Origin of the sequence: Acinetobacter sp. YH12140, assembly GCF_013418475.1 — a bacterium.
Lineage (GTDB): Bacteria > Pseudomonadota > Gammaproteobacteria > Pseudomonadales > Moraxellaceae > Acinetobacter > Acinetobacter amyesii.
In genome coordinates this window covers 329,203-346,961 of sequence record NZ_VPBZ01000006.1, presented here as the reverse complement: position 1 = coordinate 346,961, position 17,759 = coordinate 329,203, and the positions used below count along the sequence as shown (strand labels likewise).

At 41.8% G+C, this 17,759-nt stretch carries 14 protein-coding genes, 1 tRNA gene and 1 pseudogene; 15 read left to right on the top strand and 1 reads right to left on the bottom strand.

Annotated elements, in window-relative coordinates; translation table 11 throughout:
- The 12 genes and pseudogenes from tuf to FTU75_RS10855 all read left to right on the top strand — a co-directional run.
- Positions 1-203 (top strand): annotated as a pseudogene (gene tuf / locus FTU75_RS10910) (elongation factor Tu); the annotation flags it as partial.
- A gap of 55 nt (positions 204-258) precedes the next feature.
- Positions 259-334 (top strand) — tRNA-Trp (locus FTU75_RS10905).
- Positions 335-410: 76 nt separating this feature from the next.
- A complete protein-coding gene (secE, locus tag FTU75_RS10900; RefSeq protein ID WP_078189832.1) occupies positions 411-851 on the top strand; it encodes a preprotein translocase subunit SecE in 441 nt (146 codons plus the stop codon).
- Positions 852-858: 7 nt separating this feature from the next.
- The gene (gene nusG / locus FTU75_RS10895; protein WP_078189831.1) at positions 859-1,392 is read left to right on the top strand and encodes a transcription termination/antitermination protein NusG; all 534 of its coding nucleotides are present in this window, start codon (positions 859-861) and stop codon (positions 1,390-1,392) included.
- A 115-nt stretch (positions 1,393-1,507) separates the two neighbouring features.
- Complete coding sequence (gene rplK, locus FTU75_RS10890) at positions 1,508-1,936, top strand: 50S ribosomal protein L11 (RefSeq protein WP_004868049.1); 429 nt, start codon at positions 1,508-1,510, stop codon at positions 1,934-1,936.
- A 3-nt stretch (positions 1,937-1,939) separates the two neighbouring features.
- Positions 1,940-2,635 (top strand): 50S ribosomal protein L1, encoded by a 696-nt coding sequence (rplA, locus tag FTU75_RS10885; protein ID WP_078189830.1) that lies wholly within the window; start codon positions 1,940-1,942, stop codon positions 2,633-2,635.
- Positions 2,636-2,936: 301 nt separating this feature from the next.
- A complete protein-coding gene (rplJ, locus tag FTU75_RS10880; RefSeq protein ID WP_111885844.1) occupies positions 2,937-3,443 on the top strand; it encodes a 50S ribosomal protein L10 in 507 nt (168 codons plus the stop codon).
- A gap of 48 nt (positions 3,444-3,491) precedes the next feature.
- Complete coding sequence (gene rplL, locus FTU75_RS10875) at positions 3,492-3,863, top strand: 50S ribosomal protein L7/L12 (RefSeq protein WP_078189828.1); 372 nt, start codon at positions 3,492-3,494, stop codon at positions 3,861-3,863.
- A gap of 303 nt (positions 3,864-4,166) precedes the next feature.
- Positions 4,167-8,255 carry a DNA-directed RNA polymerase subunit beta gene (gene rpoB, locus FTU75_RS10870; protein ID WP_180115944.1) on the top strand — a complete coding sequence of 1,363 codons (4,089 nt, stop codon included), beginning with the start codon at positions 4,167-4,169 and terminating at the stop codon, positions 8,253-8,255.
- A 155-nt stretch (positions 8,256-8,410) separates the two neighbouring features.
- A complete protein-coding gene (gene rpoC / locus FTU75_RS10865) occupies positions 8,411-12,610 on the top strand; it encodes a DNA-directed RNA polymerase subunit beta' (RefSeq protein ID WP_078192842.1) in 4,200 nt (1,399 codons plus the stop codon).
- 159 nt (positions 12,611-12,769) lie between these two features.
- Positions 12,770-13,312, top strand: a complete 543-nt coding sequence (locus FTU75_RS10860) for a hypothetical protein (RefSeq protein ID WP_111885842.1) — start codon at positions 12,770-12,772, stop codon at positions 13,310-13,312.
- A 129-nt stretch (positions 13,313-13,441) separates the two neighbouring features.
- Positions 13,442-13,798: a DNA transfer protein p32 gene (locus tag FTU75_RS10855; RefSeq protein ID WP_078192840.1), complete on the top strand. Its 357-nt coding sequence runs from the start codon at positions 13,442-13,444 to the stop codon at positions 13,796-13,798.
- 50 nt (positions 13,799-13,848) lie between these two features.
- Here the strand turns inward: FTU75_RS10855 and FTU75_RS10850 are convergent, their stop codons facing one another.
- On the bottom strand, positions 13,849-14,331 hold the full coding sequence (locus tag FTU75_RS10850) for a DUF4442 domain-containing protein (protein ID WP_078189823.1): 483 nt from the start codon (positions 14,329-14,331) through the stop codon (positions 13,849-13,851).
- Positions 14,332-14,459: 128 nt separating this feature from the next.
- Between FTU75_RS10850 and FTU75_RS10845 the strand changes: the two genes are divergently transcribed.
- From FTU75_RS10845 to FTU75_RS10835, 3 genes are all read left to right on the top strand, one after another.
- On the top strand, positions 14,460-15,335 hold the full coding sequence (locus FTU75_RS10845; protein ID WP_180115943.1) for an alpha/beta fold hydrolase: 876 nt from the start codon (positions 14,460-14,462) through the stop codon (positions 15,333-15,335).
- Between the two features lie 96 nt (positions 15,336-15,431).
- A complete protein-coding gene (locus FTU75_RS10840) occupies positions 15,432-16,799 on the top strand; it encodes a Na+/H+ antiporter family protein (protein ID WP_180007047.1) in 1,368 nt (455 codons plus the stop codon).
- A 306-nt stretch (positions 16,800-17,105) separates the two neighbouring features.
- Positions 17,106-17,714 carry an OmpW family protein gene (locus FTU75_RS10835; protein ID WP_180035020.1) on the top strand — a complete coding sequence of 203 codons (609 nt, stop codon included), beginning with the start codon at positions 17,106-17,108 and terminating at the stop codon, positions 17,712-17,714.
- Positions 17,715-17,759 lie beyond the last annotated feature (45 nt).

Here is a 17,759-nt window from a genome sequence, read left to right as displayed (position 1 = left end):
GTCCACAGTTCTACTTCCGTACAACTGACGTAACTGGTGCGATCTCGCTTAAAGAAGGCGTTGAAATGGTTATGCCTGGTGACAACGTAGAAATGTCAGTAGAATTAATCCACCCAATCGCAATGGATGCTGGCTTACGCTTTGCGATCCGTGAAGGTGGCCGTACAGTTGGTGCGGGTGTTGTTTCTAAAGTAACTGCATAATATAATACAGTTATCTTTGTACAGATCGAGAGTTTCGACTCTCGATTTGCTCTGCAGGTCAGTAGTTCAATTGGTAGAGCGTCGGTCTCCAAAACCGAATGTTGGGGGTTCGAGTCCCTCCTGGCCTGCCAAATTTTTTTAAAAAGAAGCTTGATGCTGGCTCAACTGGTCATATAATAAGTCGCGAATCCTACGACGAGTACAAAAATGTCGAATGATAAATCGCGTGACGCATTAAGCGACGCGCCAATTCCTCAAAGAAATAATCCTGCTGAAGTTGTTAATTCTGGTTCCCCTTTAGACTATGTTCTGTGGGTTATCGCGTTGATTTTACTCGGTAGTTCTATGATGGTGAATCAACATTTGCCAGCATACTGGGCACCAGCGAATGATGTTTGGGTCCGTGTTGGGGTAATTTTGGCTTGTATCATCGTGGCTTTAGGTTTATTATACGCCACCCATCAAGGCAAAGGCTTTGTTCGATTGTTGAAAGATGCTCGAATTGAGTTACGTCGAGTGACTTGGCCAACCAAGCAAGAGACCATGACCACATCTTGGCAGGTACTTGCGGTAGTCTTAGTGGCATCTATTTTATTATGGTGCTTTGACTATGCTTTGAGCTGGTTAATGAAGTTTATTATCGGGTAAGAGAGCTATGAAACGTTGGTACATTATTCATGCCTATTCTGGTTATGAAAAACAAGTGTTACGCTCACTTAATGATCGAATCCAGCGTAGCGCTGTAGCCGATAGCTTTGGTGAAGTCCTTGTCCCTACTGAAGAAGTAGTGGAAATGAAGGATGGTAAGAAACGTAAATCTGAGCGTAAATTCTTTCCCGGCTATGTGTTAGTCGAGATGGAAATGAATGATGAAACTTGGCACATTGTTAAAGAATGTCCAAAAGTATTAGGTTTCATCGGTGGTACTGCAGAAAAGCCTGCACCAATTACGCAAAAAGAAGCTGATGCGATTCTTGCACGTGTACGCAATACTGGTGAAGCACCTCGTCCTAAGACGATGTTTGAACCAGGTGAAGAATTACTCGTAATTGACGGTCCATTCACCGATTTTAAAGGCGTGGTGGAAGAAGTTCTATACGATAAGTCACGTTTGACGTTGACGATTAATGTATTTAATCGACCAACTCAGGTTGAGCTGGAATTTCGCCAAGTCGAAAAATCGGTTTAATTTAACTTGGTTGATAAACGCCCGATTTGTTATGAGTCGGGCATTGTTGTTGTAACGGTATCGTTACTTATATGTATGGGGAGCCTAGCGGCGTTAGTACCCAGAGGTAATTGAAATGGCTAAGAAGATTGACGGCTATATCAAGCTGCAAGTTCCAGCTGGTAAAGCAAATCCATCTCCACCGATTGGTCCTGCACTAGGTCAACGTGGTGTTAACATCATGGCATTCTGTAAAGAATTCAATGCTGCGACACAAAAAGTTGAAGCTGGTCTTCCAATTCCAGTAGTGATCACTGTGTACAACGACAAGTCGTTCACATTCATCATGAAAACTCCTCCTGCTGCGATTCTTCTTAAGAAAGCTGCGGGCATCCAAAAGGGTTCAGCTGTACCTAACAAAACTAAAGTTGGTAAGTTGACTCGTGCTCAATTAGAAGAAATTGCGACTACTAAAGAACCAGATCTTACTGGTGCTGATTTAGACGCACGTGTACGTACCATTGCTGGTTCTGCGCGTTCTATGGGCTTGGAAGTGGAGCTATAAGACATGGCTAAATTAACTAAACGTCAAAAAGCCATTGTTGCTGCTGTTGAAGCTAACAAAGTTTACACTTTGGAAGAAGCAGTTGCAGTTCTTAACGGCCTTCCAGCAGTAAAATTCAAAGAATCTTTGGATGTTGCTGTAAACCTAGGTGTTGATCCTCGTAAATCTGACCAAGTTGTTCGTGGCGCGACTACACTTCCTGCAGGTACTGGTAAAACTGTACGTGTAGCTGTGTTTGCTCAAGGCGCTGCTGCTGAAGCTGCTAAAGCTGAAGGAGCGGACGTTGTTGGTTTTGATGATCTTGCTGAAAGCATCCAAGCGGGTAACCTTGACTTTGACGTAGTAATTGCAGCTCCGGATGCAATGCGCGTTGTTGGTAAGTTAGGTACGATTCTTGGTCCACGTGGCTTAATGCCAAACCCTAAAGTGGGTACTGTAACTCCTGACGTAGCTTCTGCTGTTAAAAACGCGAAAGCTGGTCAAGCACGTTACCGTGTAGACAAAGCGGGTATTATCCACGCTGCGATCGGTCAAGTAGGTTTCACTGCTGAAGCTGTTCGTTCAAACGTTGAAGCTCTTGTAGCTGACCTTAAGAAAGCAAAACCTGCTACTTCTAAAGGTGTTTACATCCAAAAGATCACTTTAAGCTCAACTATGGGTCCTGGTCTTGTTGTTGATGTAGCAAACGTTTCTAAATAAGTTTCGACTTATTACAGAATTTTAAAGCCCTGAGTAATATTTGAAGCACTGCTTTAAATATTACGCAAGAAACGCTTCGTCGTATATTGCGTGATTCAGGCAAACTTTGAATTGATAAATTTAGATTTATCAGCGTCAAAGACCTCAGGCGAGGGGAGTTTTATGCTTTCTTCTTAATAGCCCAGCCTGAGTAGACGCGGTGGTGTGATTTGTTCCTCCTCCGCGTGTTGGTTCAGTGATGAGCTAACGAATTGGGAGTGCATCTGTATAGGTGCATAAATCACCGTTAGGAGGTTTTACAATGGCTCTTCTTATCGAAGGCAAAAAACAGATCGTAGCTGAAGTAACTGAAGTTGCTTCTACTGCGTATGCTGCTGTTGTTGCTGACTATCAAGGTTTAACTGTTGAGCAATTAACTGCTCTACGTGTTGAAGCTCGTAAACTAGGTGTTGCTACTCGTGTAGTTCGTAACACTTTGGCTAAACGTGCTCTTCAAGATACTCAATTCAATATCTTGAGCGACAACCTTGTTGGCCCAACAATCTTAGCTTTCTCAACTTCTGAAGACGACATGGGCGCAGCTGCTCGTTTGTTCGAAGAATTTGCTAAAACTAATAAAGCATTTGAACTTAAAGCTGCTGCATTTGACGGTAAAGTTTATCAAGGTGCTGAAGTTAGCGTTATCGCGAACCTTCCAAACCAAGAGAAAGCGCTTACTATGCTTGCAAACGTTCTTCAAGCTCCTATTTCGAAATTGGGTCGCCTTATTACTGCGCTCAAAGAGAAAAACGAGTCAGAAGCTGCTTAAGCTTAAATCAATTTACACACCATTCAATACCCATTTGGAGTTACTCTCATGGCTTTAACAAACGAAGAAATCTTAAACGCAGTTGCTGAAAAAACTGTTCTTGAACTTGTTGAACTTATTTCTGCTTTCGAAGAAAAATTCAACGTATCTGCTGCTGCTGTAGCAGTTGCTGCTGCTCCTGGCGCTGCTGGTGCTGCTGCTGAAGAACAATCAGAATTCAACGTTGAGTTGACTTCTTTCGGTGCTAACAAAGTTGCTGTAATTAAAGCAGTTCGTGAAGCTACTGGCCTTGGTCTTAAAGAAGCTAAAGATCTTGTTGAAAGCGCTCCTTCAGTTCTTAAAGAAGGCGTTTCTAAAGAAGAAGGCGAAGAACTTAAGAAAAAACTTGAAGAAGCTGGTGCTACAGTTACACTTAAGTAATCTTAAGGGGAGTCGATTTTTTTATAATCGGCTCCAAAAAATGGCTGGTGGCCCTTGGGTCATCAGCCTTTTTGCGTTACAATAATCGGCTCGATTTTTGTTTGCATGATATAAAAATCATACAAATTAAAAATAATTTATAAAACCAAACGCTTACCAATATTTTTCAGTAAAAAATATTGTTAAGCGTTTTAATACCACTAAAAATTGCAGCATTTGTGAAAGTGGTGGCCATATCGGCCTGCGTAATTCCTTCTAAGTTCGTTCTGCAGGCGGACTTAGTTTACTTTCCGAGGACTCCAGATGGCATACTCATATACCGAAAAGAAACGGATCCGTAAGAATTTTGGTAAATTGCCCAAGGTAATGGATGTTCCGTACTTGCTCGCGATTCAAGTCGACTCGTACCGAACTTTCCTTCAAGACGGCAAAACTCCAAAAAACCGCGAAGATATCGGTCTCCAAGCCGCATTTCGTTCAGTTTTTCCTATTGAAAGTTATTCTGGCAATGCTGCTTTAGAATTTGTTGAGTATAGTCTTGGTAAGCCTGAATTTGATGTGCGCGAATGTATTCTTCGTGGCTCAACTTATGCGGCGCCAATGCGTGTAAAAATTCGTCTGATCATTAAAGATCGCGAAACTAAAACAATCAAAGATGTGCGTGAGCAAGAAGTCTACATGGGTGAAATGCCACTTATGACAGACAACGGTACCTTTGTGATCAATGGTACTGAGCGTGTAATCGTATCTCAATTACACCGTTCACCAGGTGTATTCTTTGACCACGATAAAGGCAAAACTCACTCTAGCGGTAAAGTTCTTTACTCTGCTCGTATCATTCCTTACCGTGGTTCATGGTTAGACTTTGAATTCGATGCAAAAGATCTTGTATATGTTCGTATTGACCGTCGTCGTAAATTACTTGCGACTGTTGTGCTTCGTGCCTTGGGTTATAACAACGAACAAATCCTAGACATGTTCTACGAAAAAGTACCTGTATATCTTGATATGGGTAGCTATCAAATTGACTTGGTTCCAGAACGTCTACGTGGCGAAATGGCACAGTTTGATATCGTGGGTACAGACGGTAAAACAATTGTTGAACAAGGTAAACGTATTAACGCGCGCCATGTTCGTCAAATGGAAGCAGCAGGTCTTGAAAAACTTTCTGTTCCTGATGAATACCTATATGAACGTATTGTTGCTGAAGATGTAACGTTACGTGATGGCGAAGTAATTGCTGCAAATACAGTACTAAGCCATGAAATTATGGTGAAATTGGCTGAAGGCGGCGTTAAACAATTCAACGTACTTTATACCAATGACATCGACCGTGGCCCATTCATTGCGGACTCTTTACGTGCAGATACTACAACTGGTCGTGAAGAAGCACTTGTAGAAATCTACAAAGTGATGCGTCCGGGTGAGCCACCAACAAAAGAAGCTGCTGAAAACTTATTCAACAACTTGTTCTTCTCTTCTGAACGTTATGACTTATCACCAGTAGGTCGTATGAAGTTCAACCGTCGTTTGGGTCGTCCTTACGAAGTGGGTACGGATCAGAAGTCTCGTGAAGTTGAAGGTATTCTTTCGAACGAAGACATCACTGATGTATTGAAAACATTAGTTGAAATCCGTAACGGTAAAGGTGAAGTCGACGATATCGATCACTTGGGTAACCGTCGTGTTCGTTCTGTTGGTGAAATGACAGAAAACCAATTCCGTGTTGGTCTAGTTCGTGTTGAACGTGCTGTTAAAGAACGTTTATCTCAAGCTGAAACTGATAACTTGTCTCCGCAAGATTTAATCAATGCGAAACCAGTTGCTGCTGCAATCAAAGAATTCTTTGGTTCAAGCCAGTTGTCTCAGTTCATGGACCAAAACAACCCGTTGTCTGAAATTACACACAAACGTCGTGTATCAGCATTGGGCCCAGGTGGTTTGACTCGTGAACGTGCGGGCTTCGAAGTACGTGACGTACATCAAACTCACTACGGTCGTGTATGTCCAATTGAGACTCCTGAAGGTCCAAACATTGGTTTGATCAACTCACTTTCTGTTTATGCGAAAGCGAATGATTTTGGTTTCTTAGAAACGCCTTACCGTAAAGTTGTTGATGGTCGTGTAACGGATGACGTTGAATACCTTTCTGCGATTGAAGAAGTAGGTACTGTGATTGCACAGGCCGATTCAGGTGTAGATAAAGACGGTAATTTAACAGAAGAATTTGTTTCTGTACGTCACCAAGGTGATTTCGTACGTATGCCTCCTGAAAAAGTGACGCATATGGACGTATCTGCACAGCAGGTTGTATCTGTTGCTGCATCACTTATTCCATTCCTTGAACACGATGATGCCAACCGTGCATTGATGGGTTCAAACATGCAACGTCAGGCAGTACCTACGTTGATCGCTGACAAGCCGCTTGTTGGTACAGGTATGGAAGCAAACGTAGCGCACGACTCAGGTGTATGTGTTCTTGCGAAACGTGGTGGCCGTATTGAATTCGTCGACGCGTCTCGTGTTGTTATTCGTGTAAACGAAGACGAAATGGTCGCGGGTGAAGCAGGTGTAGATATCTACAACCTGATCAAATATACACGTTCTAACCAAAACACTTGTATTAACCAAAAAGTGCTTGTAAGCCTTGGTGATCAAGTGGGTCGTGGTGACGTATTAGCTGATGGTCCATCTACAGATGGTGGTGAATTGGCATTGGGTCAAAACATGCGCGTAGCATTCATGACTTGGAACGGTTACAACTATGAAGACTCGATCTTATTATCTGAGCGTGTGCTTCAAGAAGATCGTTTAACATCAATCCACATTCAAGAATTGTCATGTGTAGCACGTGATACTAAATTGGGTGCGGAAGAAATTACTGCCGATATCCCGAACGTGGGTGAAGCAGCACTTTCTAAACTTGATGAGTCAGGTATTGTTTACATCGGTGCAGAAGTAACAGCGGGCGATATCCTTGTAGGTAAAGTAACACCTAAGGGTGAAACCCAACTTACTCCGGAAGAAAAACTTCTTCGTGCAATCTTCGGCGAAAAAGCGGCTGACGTTAAAGATTCATCTTTACGTGTATCTTCTGGTGTTAAAGGTACTGTTATTGACGTTCAAGTGTTTACACGTGATGGTCTTGAAAAAGACGAACGTGCTCAAGCAATTGAAAAAGCTCAATTAGATGCTTACCGTAAAGATTTGAAAGAAGAATTCAAAATCTTTGAAGAAGCAGCTCGTGAACGTATTGTTCGTTTGTTGAAAGGTCAAGAATCGAATGGTGGCGGTACAACTAAACGCGGTGACAAATTAACTGAAGAGTTATTGTCTGGTCTTGAGTTGGTTGATCTTATTGAAATCCAACCAGTCGACGAAGCGATTGCTGAACGTTTAACTCAAATTCAAGTGTTCTTGAAAGAGAAGAGCCTTGAAATTGACGAGAAATTTGCAGAGAAAAAACGTAAATTGTCTACAGGCGATGAACTGACAACTGGCGTATTGAAAGTTGTTAAAGTTTACTTGGCTGTAAAACGTCGCATCCAACCGGGTGATAAAATGGCGGGTCGTCACGGTAACAAAGGTGTTGTATCAAACATCTTACCTGTAGAAGACATGCCACACGATGCAAACGGTGTTCCAGTTGATGTTGTACTTAACCCACTGGGTGTACCATCACGTATGAACGTGGGTCAGATTCTTGAAACTCACTTAGGTATGGCGGCTAAAGGTCTTGGCGATCAAATCGACAAGATGATGAAAGAGCAACGTACTGTACTTGAGCTTCGTGATTTCTTAGACAAGATTTACAACAAAGTTGGTGGCGAACAAGAAGATCTTGATAGCTTGACTGATGAAGAAATCTTGGTGCTTTCAGGTAACTTGCGTAAAGGTGTTCCTTTAGCAACACCAGTATTTGATGGTGCTGAAGAATCACAAATCAAAGAATTGTTAGAACTTGGTGGCATTTCACGTACTGGTCAAACAGTATTGTATGATGGTCGTACAGGTGAACGTTTTGACCGTCCAGTAACTGTAGGTTACATGTACATGTTGAAACTGAACCACTTGGTTGACGACAAGATGCATGCGCGTTCTACTGGTTCTTACTCTCTAGTAACTCAACAGCCGCTTGGTGGTAAAGCACAATTCGGTGGTCAGCGTTTTGGTGAGATGGAAGTATGGGCACTCGAAGCTTACGGTGCAGCATATACACTTCAAGAAATGCTTACTGTGAAGTCGGATGACGTTGAAGGTCGTACCCGTATCTATAAGAACATTGTAGATGGTAACCATTACATGGACCCAGGTATGCCTGAATCGTTCAACGTATTGACCAAAGAGATCCGTTCTTTAGGTATCAACATTGAACTGAAAAATGGTGACTAAGAATCTCCATTAAATCTCCCTAAATCCCTCTTTGCAAAAGAGGGACTTTTCCCCCTTTGAAAAAGGGGGATTAAGGGGGATTAAAATTCAGTTAAAAAACAATATTTGTGACCCAGTTGTGAAGTGAAAATCTCCACAACACACGGAGAAAAAAATTGAAAGACTTGCTCGATATCATGCGCAAAAAGACGGATTCAGACGGTCATGCTCCTGTAGAGTTTGATCGCATCCGTATTGGTCTTGCGTCACCAGAAATGATTAAGTCGTGGTCTCATGGTGAAGTTAAAAAGCCTGAAACCATTAACTACCGTACGTTCAAACCTGAACGTGATGGTTTATTCTGTGCCAAAATCTTTGGTCCAGTAAAAGATTACGAATGCTTGTGTGGTAAATACAAGCGTATGAAATACAAAGGCGTCATTTGTGAAAAATGTGGCGTTGAAGTAACAACTGCAAAAGTACGTCGTGAACGTATGGGTCATATTGACCTTGCTTCGCCAGTTGCTCATATTTGGTTCTTAAAATCACTTCCTAGCCGTATCGGTCTGCTTTTAGACATGACTTTACGTGATATCGAACGTGTATTGTATTTCGAATCATACGTTGTAACTGACCCAGGTATGACTCCACTTGAGAAATACCAACTTCTAAACGATGAAGAATACTTCACTGCTTTAGAAGAACACGGTGATGAATTCACTGCGAAAATGGGTGCAGAAGCAGTTCAAGATTTGTTGAAAGACATCGATCTTGAAGCTGAAATTTCACGTCTTCGTGAAGAAATTCCAAATACAACTTCAGAAACGAAGCTTAAAAAAGCTTCTAAACGTCTGAAATTGATGGAAGCGTTCAAAGAGTCGAACAATAAACCAGAATGGATGGTGATGAATGTACTTCCAGTACTTCCACCTGATCTTCGTCCGTTGGTTCCTCTAGAAGGTGGTCGTTTTGCGACTTCTGACTTAAACGATCTTTACCGTCGTGTAATTAACCGTAACAACCGTTTAAAACGTCTACTAGACCTTGCAGCACCAGACATTATCGTACGTAACGAAAAACGTATGTTACAAGAGTCTGTTGATGCATTGCTTGATAACGGTCGTCGTGGTCGTGCAATTACTGGTTCGAATAAACGTCCTCTTAAATCTTTGGCAGACATGATCAAAGGTAAACAAGGTCGTTTCCGTCAAAACTTATTGGGTAAACGTGTCGATTACTCTGGTCGTTCGGTAATTACCGTAGGTCCGACTTTACGTCTTCACCAATGTGGTCTTCCGAAAAAAATGGCGCTTGAATTATTCAAACCATTCATTTTTGCGAAACTACAAGCATCTGGCCAAGCGACAACCATTAAAGCTGCGAAGAAAATGGTTGAGCGTGAAACTCCAGAAGTTTGGGACGTACTTGCTCACGTAATTCGTCAACATCCAGTGATGTTGAACCGTGCGCCTACACTTCACCGTTTGGGTCTTCAAGCATTTGAACCAACCCTGATTGAAGGTAAAGCGATCCGTCTTCACCCGTTAGTTTGTGCGGCATTTAACGCCGACTTCGACGGTGACCAAATGGCGGTACACGTACCATTAACACTTGAAGCTCAGTTAGAAGCTCGTGCGTTAATGATGTCAACAAACAACATTCTTTCTCCTGCGAACGGTGAGCCAATCATCGTACCTTCTCAGGACGTTGTCTTAGGCTTGTACTACATCACTCGTGATGCGATCAATGCCAAAGGTGAAGGCATGGTGTTTGCGGATACTGACGAAGTAAACCGTGCACTTGCAACAGGTCAAGTTGATTTACATGCTCGCGTAAAAGCACGTGTACACCAAACTGTCATTGACGAAAATGGTAACCGTGAACAACAAACCATTGTTGTAGACACAACTCCAGGTCGTTGTTTACTTTGGGAAGTTGTACCTGAAGGTATGGATTTCCAACAAATCAACGTTGAGATGACTAAAAAGAACATCTCTAAATTGATCAACTCTTGCTACCGTAAATTAGGTCTTAAAGATACTGTTATCTTCGCTGACCAATTGATGTACTTGGGCTTCCGTCAAGCGACTCACTCAGGTGTGTCTGTTGGTATGGAAGACATGTTGATTCCGCCACAAAAACAAGCAATTATCGAAAAAGCTGAAGTTGAAGTTCGTGAAATTGAACAACAATTCGAGCAAGGTTTCGTAACTGCCGGCGAACGTTATAACAAAGTTGTCGATATTTGGGCGCGTACAAACGACCAAGTAGCGAAAGCGATGATGGACAACTTGTCTTTCACAACTGTTAAAAACAAACAGGGTGAAGACGAGAAACAAAAATCATTCAACTCGATCTACATGATGTCTGACTCAGGTGCCCGTGGTTCGGCAGCTCAGATTCGTCAGTTAGCGGGTATGCGTGGTTTGATGGCGAAACCAGATGGTTCGATCATTGAAACACCAATTAAAGCGAACTTCCGTGAAGGTTTGACCGTACTTCAGTACTTCATTTCAACACACGGTGCACGTAAAGGTTTGGCCGATACTGCATTGAAAACTGCGAACTCAGGTTACTTGACTCGTCGTTTGGTTGACGTTGCACAAGACTTGGTAATTACTGAGCCAGATTGTGGTACTTTCGACGGTCTTGTAATGACTCCGTTCATTCAAGGTGGCGATGTCATCGAGAACTTAGGTACTCGAGTATTGGGTCGTGTACTTGCTGAAGATGCGAAGAAACCAGGTTCGGATGATGTGATTCTTCCACGTAATACTTTAATCGACGAAAAACTTGCAAACTACTTAGAAGAGCAAGGTGTCGATGAAGTGAAAGTACGTTCAGTTGTAAACTGTGAATCTACTTTCGGTGTATGTGCGAAATGTTACGGTCGTGACCTTGCTCGCGGTCACTTGGTGAATCCAGGTGAATCTGTGGGTGTAATGGCTGCTCAATCAATTGGTGAGCCAGGTACACAGTTAACAATGCGTACGTTCCACGTAGGTGGTGCTGCGAGCCGAACTTCTGCTGCTAACAGCGTACAAGTTCGTAACAAAGGTACAGTACGTTTCCACAATGTGAAAACAGTACAACACGCTAAAGGTCACTTGGTATCAACTTCACGTTCAGGTGAAATCGGTATCGCGGATGACATTGGTCGTGAACGCGAACGTTACAAAATTCCATACGGTGCTTCAATCATCATTAAAGATGGCGAAGCTGTGGAAGCTGGCGGTATCGTAGCGACTTGGGATCCGCATACACATCCACTAGTTACCGAAGTTGCAGGTAAAGTGCGTTTCAGCCAAATCGCTGATGGCGTAACTGTAACATCGAAAACTGATGATGCAACAGGTATGACGACTATTGAGGTACTTCCAGTAACTTCACGTCCAGCATCTGGTAAAGATATGCGTCCAGCTGTTGTATTGGATACAACAGATGGCGGCGAACAGTTCTACTTCCTACCACAAAACACGATTCTGACTGTGCGCGATGGCGAAACAATTGGTGTCGGTGATGTTATTGGTCGTGTGCCACAAGAATCTTCACGTACACGTGATATTACCGGTGGTCTACCGCGTGTAGCTGACTTGTTCGAAGCACGTAAACCGAAAGAACATGCGATCCTTGCTGAAATTTCAGGTATCGTAAGCTTCGGTAAAGAGACCAAAGGTAAGAACCGTCTTGTGATTACTCCGGATGATGGCTCTGAGATTTACGAAGAGCTAATTCCGAAATGGCGTACGATTAACGTGTTCGAAGGCGAGCATGTGAACCGTGGTGAAACCATTTCTGATGGTCCGCAAAACCCACACGACATCTTACGTTTGAAAGGCGAAGTTGCACTGACAAACTACATCGTGAACGAAGTTCAGGACGTATACCGTCTGCAAGGTGTAAAAATCAACGACAAGCACATTGAAGTGATCGTACGTCAAATGCTTCGTAAAGTTGAAATCACTGACGGTGGTGATACAAGCTTCATCAAAGGCGAGCAAGTGGAATACATCCGCGTTGTTCAAGAAAACCAAGCTGTGGCAGCTCAGAACAAGTTCCCAGCGAAGTTTGAACGTCAATTGATGGGTATTACCAAAGCGTCGCTTTCTACTGACTCGTTCATTTCTGCTGCATCGTTCCAGGAAACAACTCGTGTGTTAACTGAAGCTGCTGTAACAGGTAAAGAAGATGAATTACGTGGTCTGAAAGAAAACGTAGTTGTAGGTCGTCTGATCCCAGCGGGTACAGGTTTGGCTTACCACTTAGAACGTCGTCGTCAAGAGTCTGAAGCTGCAGAGCTTGAGCTTCACAATGATTTCTCTGATGTAGATCAAGCATTAAGCCAAGCGTTTAGCGATGAATTTAACGGTCTTTAATTAGCCCTTAAATCATTCAAAAAAGCCACCTTTGGGTGGCTTTTTTTATGCGGATGAATTGAAAATTAAAGCTTTCCTAATGTTGATTTATTTCCTATAGTAAAAATAGAACATAACAAATCTCTTGATTTTTAAACTTAAACATAACGGGGTCTTTTGATGAAATTCGCACAACAATTATTCGCAGTTTCTGCATTATTCAGCTCATTGACAGCGATTGCTGCACCTATGCCCAATTCGATTGTGGTAGAAGATAAAGCTGTAGTTCCAGTACTAAAAACAGAAGTGATTCGCCGTGTTGCAGGTCAAGAACCTGTACGCCAAGTGACTGCAACAGTGTTAGAAATGACCAATAAAGGTCAGGATATCGTGGCACGTGAAATTGAACTTTCAGACCATCAAAGTGATTTTTCTGAAAAGAAATTATCGATTCCAGTACTTCAACGTGGTGGCGTCATCGTCCCGACCTCTAAAATTGAAACCAAGACTACGGTGAAGCAGGACGGTCAGATTATTCGTCAAAACACCAATATTGATGCAGAAGGTGTAGAGTTTAAGAAAGGGCAAGACCCGATTAAACGCACGCTAAAACTAGATCAGGCAACAGATCCAGAAAGCAAAGCCAAACTCTCTCATGCTGTGCTGACTGAAAATGGTGAAACCACAAAAGATTTGATGATTTTGGATGAAAACCCTGAGTGATTCGTGAGCGATTAGGCATGGTTTTTACAAAATGCAGCATTTATGCTCCAAGCCGTAACAAGCTATATTTAATTGTTTCATACAATGGTTTTAGAATCATAGGTATTGAAGAAGACAAGGAACATCACAATGAAAAAAGTAATGAGCGTATGCGCAGTCGCGATGATGTCGACCCTAATGCTTGCTGGTTGTGAAAGCATGTCGCCAAATGAACAACGTATTGGTGCTGCAGCTTTAGGTGGTGCTATAGGTGGTGGTGTGGGTAATAATGTCGGTGGTGGTGTAGGTGCAGCCGTTGGTGGTGGTGCTGGTGCAGCTGTCGGTAGTAAAACTCAAAACGGTTCAAACCGAAATGCCACATATAGTGGTGTAGGTGGTGCGATTGGTTCTGCAGTCGGTAAAAGTATCTTTGGTGGTAACACCGGTGCTGCGATTGGTGGTGCAATCGGTGGTGGTGCAGGTGCTGCAATTGAGCAAAATCGCTAATCCAATCCGATAAATTTGAATGAAAAGGCGCTTAAAGATAAGCGCCTTTTTTATTTGCGTGGACGGGGTTGCTTGCGACGAATGTATAGGGTTTTTTGAACTTCAGCGATACGTAAGCCTGCTTCATCAAAAATATTTAAGCTATAGTTCCGTAGTACAGGTGCGTGGTTATCTGCTAAGTTTTTAATATGATTGATTTCATTTGGGTCGAGCTGGATGTCAGCGTATACCGTTCCACGCCCGGGGGATAAAAATTGGATATTTGCAGCTTTGTCCCACACGATATAACGTGAGCCAAGGTGATGCATCAAAATCAACATATAAAATGGGTCAACCATTGAATAAAGACTACCGCCAAAATGTACACCGACGATATTTTGATTTTTACGAGTTAATGGCATTTTGACGCGAATGTGATAATTGGCGAGATCAATTTTATCAATCGAAATGCCAGCACCTTTATAAGGGGCATAATGATTGAGTAAGAATTTAGAGACAATAGGCATTGTCATTATTTTCTGGATTATGCTCATACTGGGTCAATTTTTTTTTATGCTGAACTTTGCATACTAAATGAGTTTCAAAACTGTGGCATTGATCACATTGCCCATGTTCACAAATAAAACGTCAATTCGATGGAATCGATAAAAGGACTAGAAGAATGCAACCACTAAATACGCAATGGGTGAATACCACAGATCAACAACGGCTCTATGTGAAGACATGGGGTGATGAAACTAAGCCGGCATTGGTTTTGGTTCATGGTTATCCTGATAATCAGGAAGTATGGGAACCGGTTATTGAACATCTTATTAATGAATTTTATATCGTCACCTATGACGTGCGAGGTGCAGGGCAGTCCTCTGTGCCCCGTAAAGTACGAGATTACCGTTTAGAACAACTTTCACTTGATTTAGATAGTGTGACGCAAGCGGTATTAGGCGAGCGTAGTTTTCATTTGGCCGCGCATGATTGGGGCTCTATCCAATCTTGGGAATCGGTAACTGAGCCAAAATTTCGCTCACGTATTTTGTCTTATTCAACTATTTCTGGGCCATGTTTGGATCATGCGGCATTTTTGCTCAGAAATAGCTTTAAGCATCAGCAGAAAAAATTACTCAAATTATTAAGTAAGTCATGGTACATCGGGGTATTCCAATTACCATTTTTGGCACCGACGGCGTGGCATTTTTTGAATGCTGAACGTTGGGGAAAAATTGTGAATGATTTAGAACGTACTCAAGAATTGCCTTTGAATCATAATATTCAGCATGATGGTAAACACGGTATTGCGCTTTACCGTGCTAATTTTATTCCCCGCTTAACTCAGCCTAGACAACGTCATGCGGTCTGTCCTGTACAAGCGATTGTGTTGAAACATGATAATTTTGTCAGTCCAGATTACATTAAAGAATTACCTAATTGGGTTGAAGATTTATCGGTGGTTGAAGTCAATGCCAATCATTGGGCTGTGCTGAGCCAACCCGAAAAAATTGCAAGTTACATCGCTCAATTTGCGCAATCACAGCAGCTTTAAGTAAATCGTTCAACAGTGGCAGTTTCATCGATAGGGGGCTAAATAGCGAGCAAATTCTGATAAAATACGGTTTTTTGTCAGACTCCCTTTTTTCTTATGTTTGCTATTCTTGCCGCAATTACAGTCATGTTTGGACTGTCGCTGGCACGCGTGCCTGTTGTATTTGCGCTGATCATTGGTGCAGTAACAGGTGGCTTGTTAGCTGGTCTTGGTATTCATGGCACCATCGAAGCGTTTAATAGTGGCTTAGGCAACGGTGCTCAAATCGCACTTGCTTATGGCGTGTTGGGGGCATTTGCTTTGGCACTTGCGCGTTCAGGTTTGCCAGATTTACTGGCTTATCAACTCATTACTAAACTCAAAGGTAACAGTAATGTGAAAGCCCAGAATCGCGTGAAATACGTAATTTTCGCTACTATCGCTTTAGCCGCCGTATGTTCACAAAACGTGATTCCAGTGCACATTGCGTTTATTCCAGTATTAATTCCACCATTACTCAGCGTATTTAATCATTTAAAACTTGACCGTCGTTTGATTGCTTGTGTTCTGACTTTTGGTCTTGTGGCGACTTATATGCTGGTACCTTTTGGTTTTGGTGCTATTTTCCTTAATGATATTTTAGGTCAAAACATCAATACCTTTGGTAAGCCATACGGTTTCAACATCAGCTATGATCAAATTCCAACTGCTATGGCAATTCCAGTATTTGGGATGTTTGTTGGCTTATTAATTGCTGTTTTTTATAGCTACCGTAAACCACGAGAGTATGCTGACGTTCAGGTTAAGGAATCACAGCACACCATCTCATCTGATGTAAAAGCAGATGAAAATGGTAAACCACAAGTCGCTAAATTTACTTTGATTATGGCTGCGGTTGCAGTTGTTGCTACGCTTTCTGTTCAAGTCATATCTGAGTCGATGATTTTGGCGGGTCTGGTTGGTGTTGCGATCTTAAGCTGTGCAGGTATTTTTAAGTGGAAAGAAGCCGATGATGTCATTATCAGTGGTATGCGCATGATGGCACTGGTGGGTTTCATTATGATTTCTGCGCAGGGCTTTGCATCTGTGATTGAGGCTACGAATCAAGTACCAATACTGGTACAAGCTTCGGTTGAATGGATTGGAAACAGCCGAGGTTTAGCTGCATTTTGGATGCTATTGATAGGGCTATTAATTACCTTAGGTATTGGTTCTTCATTCTCAACAATCCCAATTTTGGCCATTATTTATGTACCACTTTGTATTCAATTTGGTTTTAGCCCAGCGGCAACGATTGCCATTATTGGTACAGCAGCAGCTTTAGGAGATGCAGGTTCTCCGGCATCAGACTCAACTTTAGGCCCAACATCAGGCCTTAATATGGATGGTCAGCATGACCACATGAAAGATAGTGTGGTACCGACCTTCATTCACTACAATATTCCATTAATGATCTTTGGTTGGATTGCCGCAATGGTACTCTAAAAAATTTTCAAAGATAAATAAAAAGGCGATTATATAATCGCCTTTTTTGTTATTTAATCCTGATGAATTTAGTTGGTTTAAAATCATTCATTTTATTAATTCTGATTAAAAAGGTTGGTATATTTTAAATAATAAGTTAATTATAATGGTTGATAAACAAAACCAACCTTTGTACTATGATTAAAATAAATATATTTAATTAATAATAACTTATATAATAATGTAATAAATTATTAAATAATGTTATTGCATAATTTTAATACTAATGTTTAATATTAATTATTCATTCTAGAAGGTTGTTTAAAAATGTTAAAACAAGCTGCTCTTATTGCATTATTGGGTATGTCTGCATCAGCTATGGCTGGTCAATGGCAAGTGAAAGTTGGTGGTTCTGTGGTAGCCCCTACTTCTGACACAAGTATTTTAAACGGCGCAGTAAATGTTGAAGCAGATCATGAATATGCATTTACACCATCAATTGAATATTTCTTTAATGACAACATTTCAGCTGAATTACTTTTGGCAACGCCAATAAGTCATGATGTAAATGTTACAGGTGCTGTAGATGCTGGTGTGAAGGTCAAACATTTGCCACCTACAATTACTGCAAAATATAACTTCAAAAATTCAACACGCTTTACACCATATATTGGTGTAGGTGGTACAGCATTTGTTGCGTGGGATGAAAAAGCAAGTGGTGATTTAGCTGGTGCTAAAGTAAAAGTAAAAGAAGACTTTGGTTTTGCAGGTCAAGTCGGTTTTAACTACCAGCCAGCTGATGCAAAAAACTGGGGTGTTTTCTTTGATGCGCGTTATGCACAGATCAGCCCAGAAGTTGAAATTAAAGATGTTACAACTTTTGATTTAGATATCGATCCAATGGTGTATACAATTGGTTATAGCTACAAATTCTAAGCTGTAGCTAATTTTAAAACCCTGTCGAATGGCAGGGTTTTTTTA

Coding starts and splice junctions, on each gene's coding strand:
- rpoB (WP_180115944.1), top strand. CDS start 4,167: ATGGCATACTCATATACCGAAAAGAAACGGATCCGTAAGAATTTTGGT.
- FTU75_RS10840 (WP_180007047.1), top strand. CDS start 15,432: ATGTTTGCTATTCTTGCCGCAATTACAGTCATGTTTGGACTGTCGCTG.
- FTU75_RS10845 (WP_180115943.1), top strand. CDS start 14,460: ATGCAACCACTAAATACGCAATGGGTGAATACCACAGATCAACAACGG.
- FTU75_RS10850 (WP_078189823.1), bottom strand. CDS start 14,331: ATGAGCATAATCCAGAAAATAATGACAATGCCTATTGTCTCTAAATTC.
- rplL (WP_078189828.1), top strand. CDS start 3,492: ATGGCTTTAACAAACGAAGAAATCTTAAACGCAGTTGCTGAAAAAACT.
- nusG (WP_078189831.1), top strand. CDS start 859: ATGAAACGTTGGTACATTATTCATGCCTATTCTGGTTATGAAAAACAA.
- FTU75_RS10855 (WP_078192840.1), top strand. CDS start 13,442: ATGAAAAAAGTAATGAGCGTATGCGCAGTCGCGATGATGTCGACCCTA.
- rplK (WP_004868049.1), top strand. CDS start 1,508: ATGGCTAAGAAGATTGACGGCTATATCAAGCTGCAAGTTCCAGCTGGT.
- FTU75_RS10835 (WP_180035020.1), top strand. CDS start 17,106: ATGTTAAAACAAGCTGCTCTTATTGCATTATTGGGTATGTCTGCATCA.
- secE (WP_078189832.1), top strand. CDS start 411: ATGTCGAATGATAAATCGCGTGACGCATTAAGCGACGCGCCAATTCCT.
- FTU75_RS10860 (WP_111885842.1), top strand. CDS start 12,770: ATGAAATTCGCACAACAATTATTCGCAGTTTCTGCATTATTCAGCTCA.
- rplA (WP_078189830.1), top strand. CDS start 1,940: ATGGCTAAATTAACTAAACGTCAAAAAGCCATTGTTGCTGCTGTTGAA.
- rplJ (WP_111885844.1), top strand. CDS start 2,937: ATGGCTCTTCTTATCGAAGGCAAAAAACAGATCGTAGCTGAAGTAACT.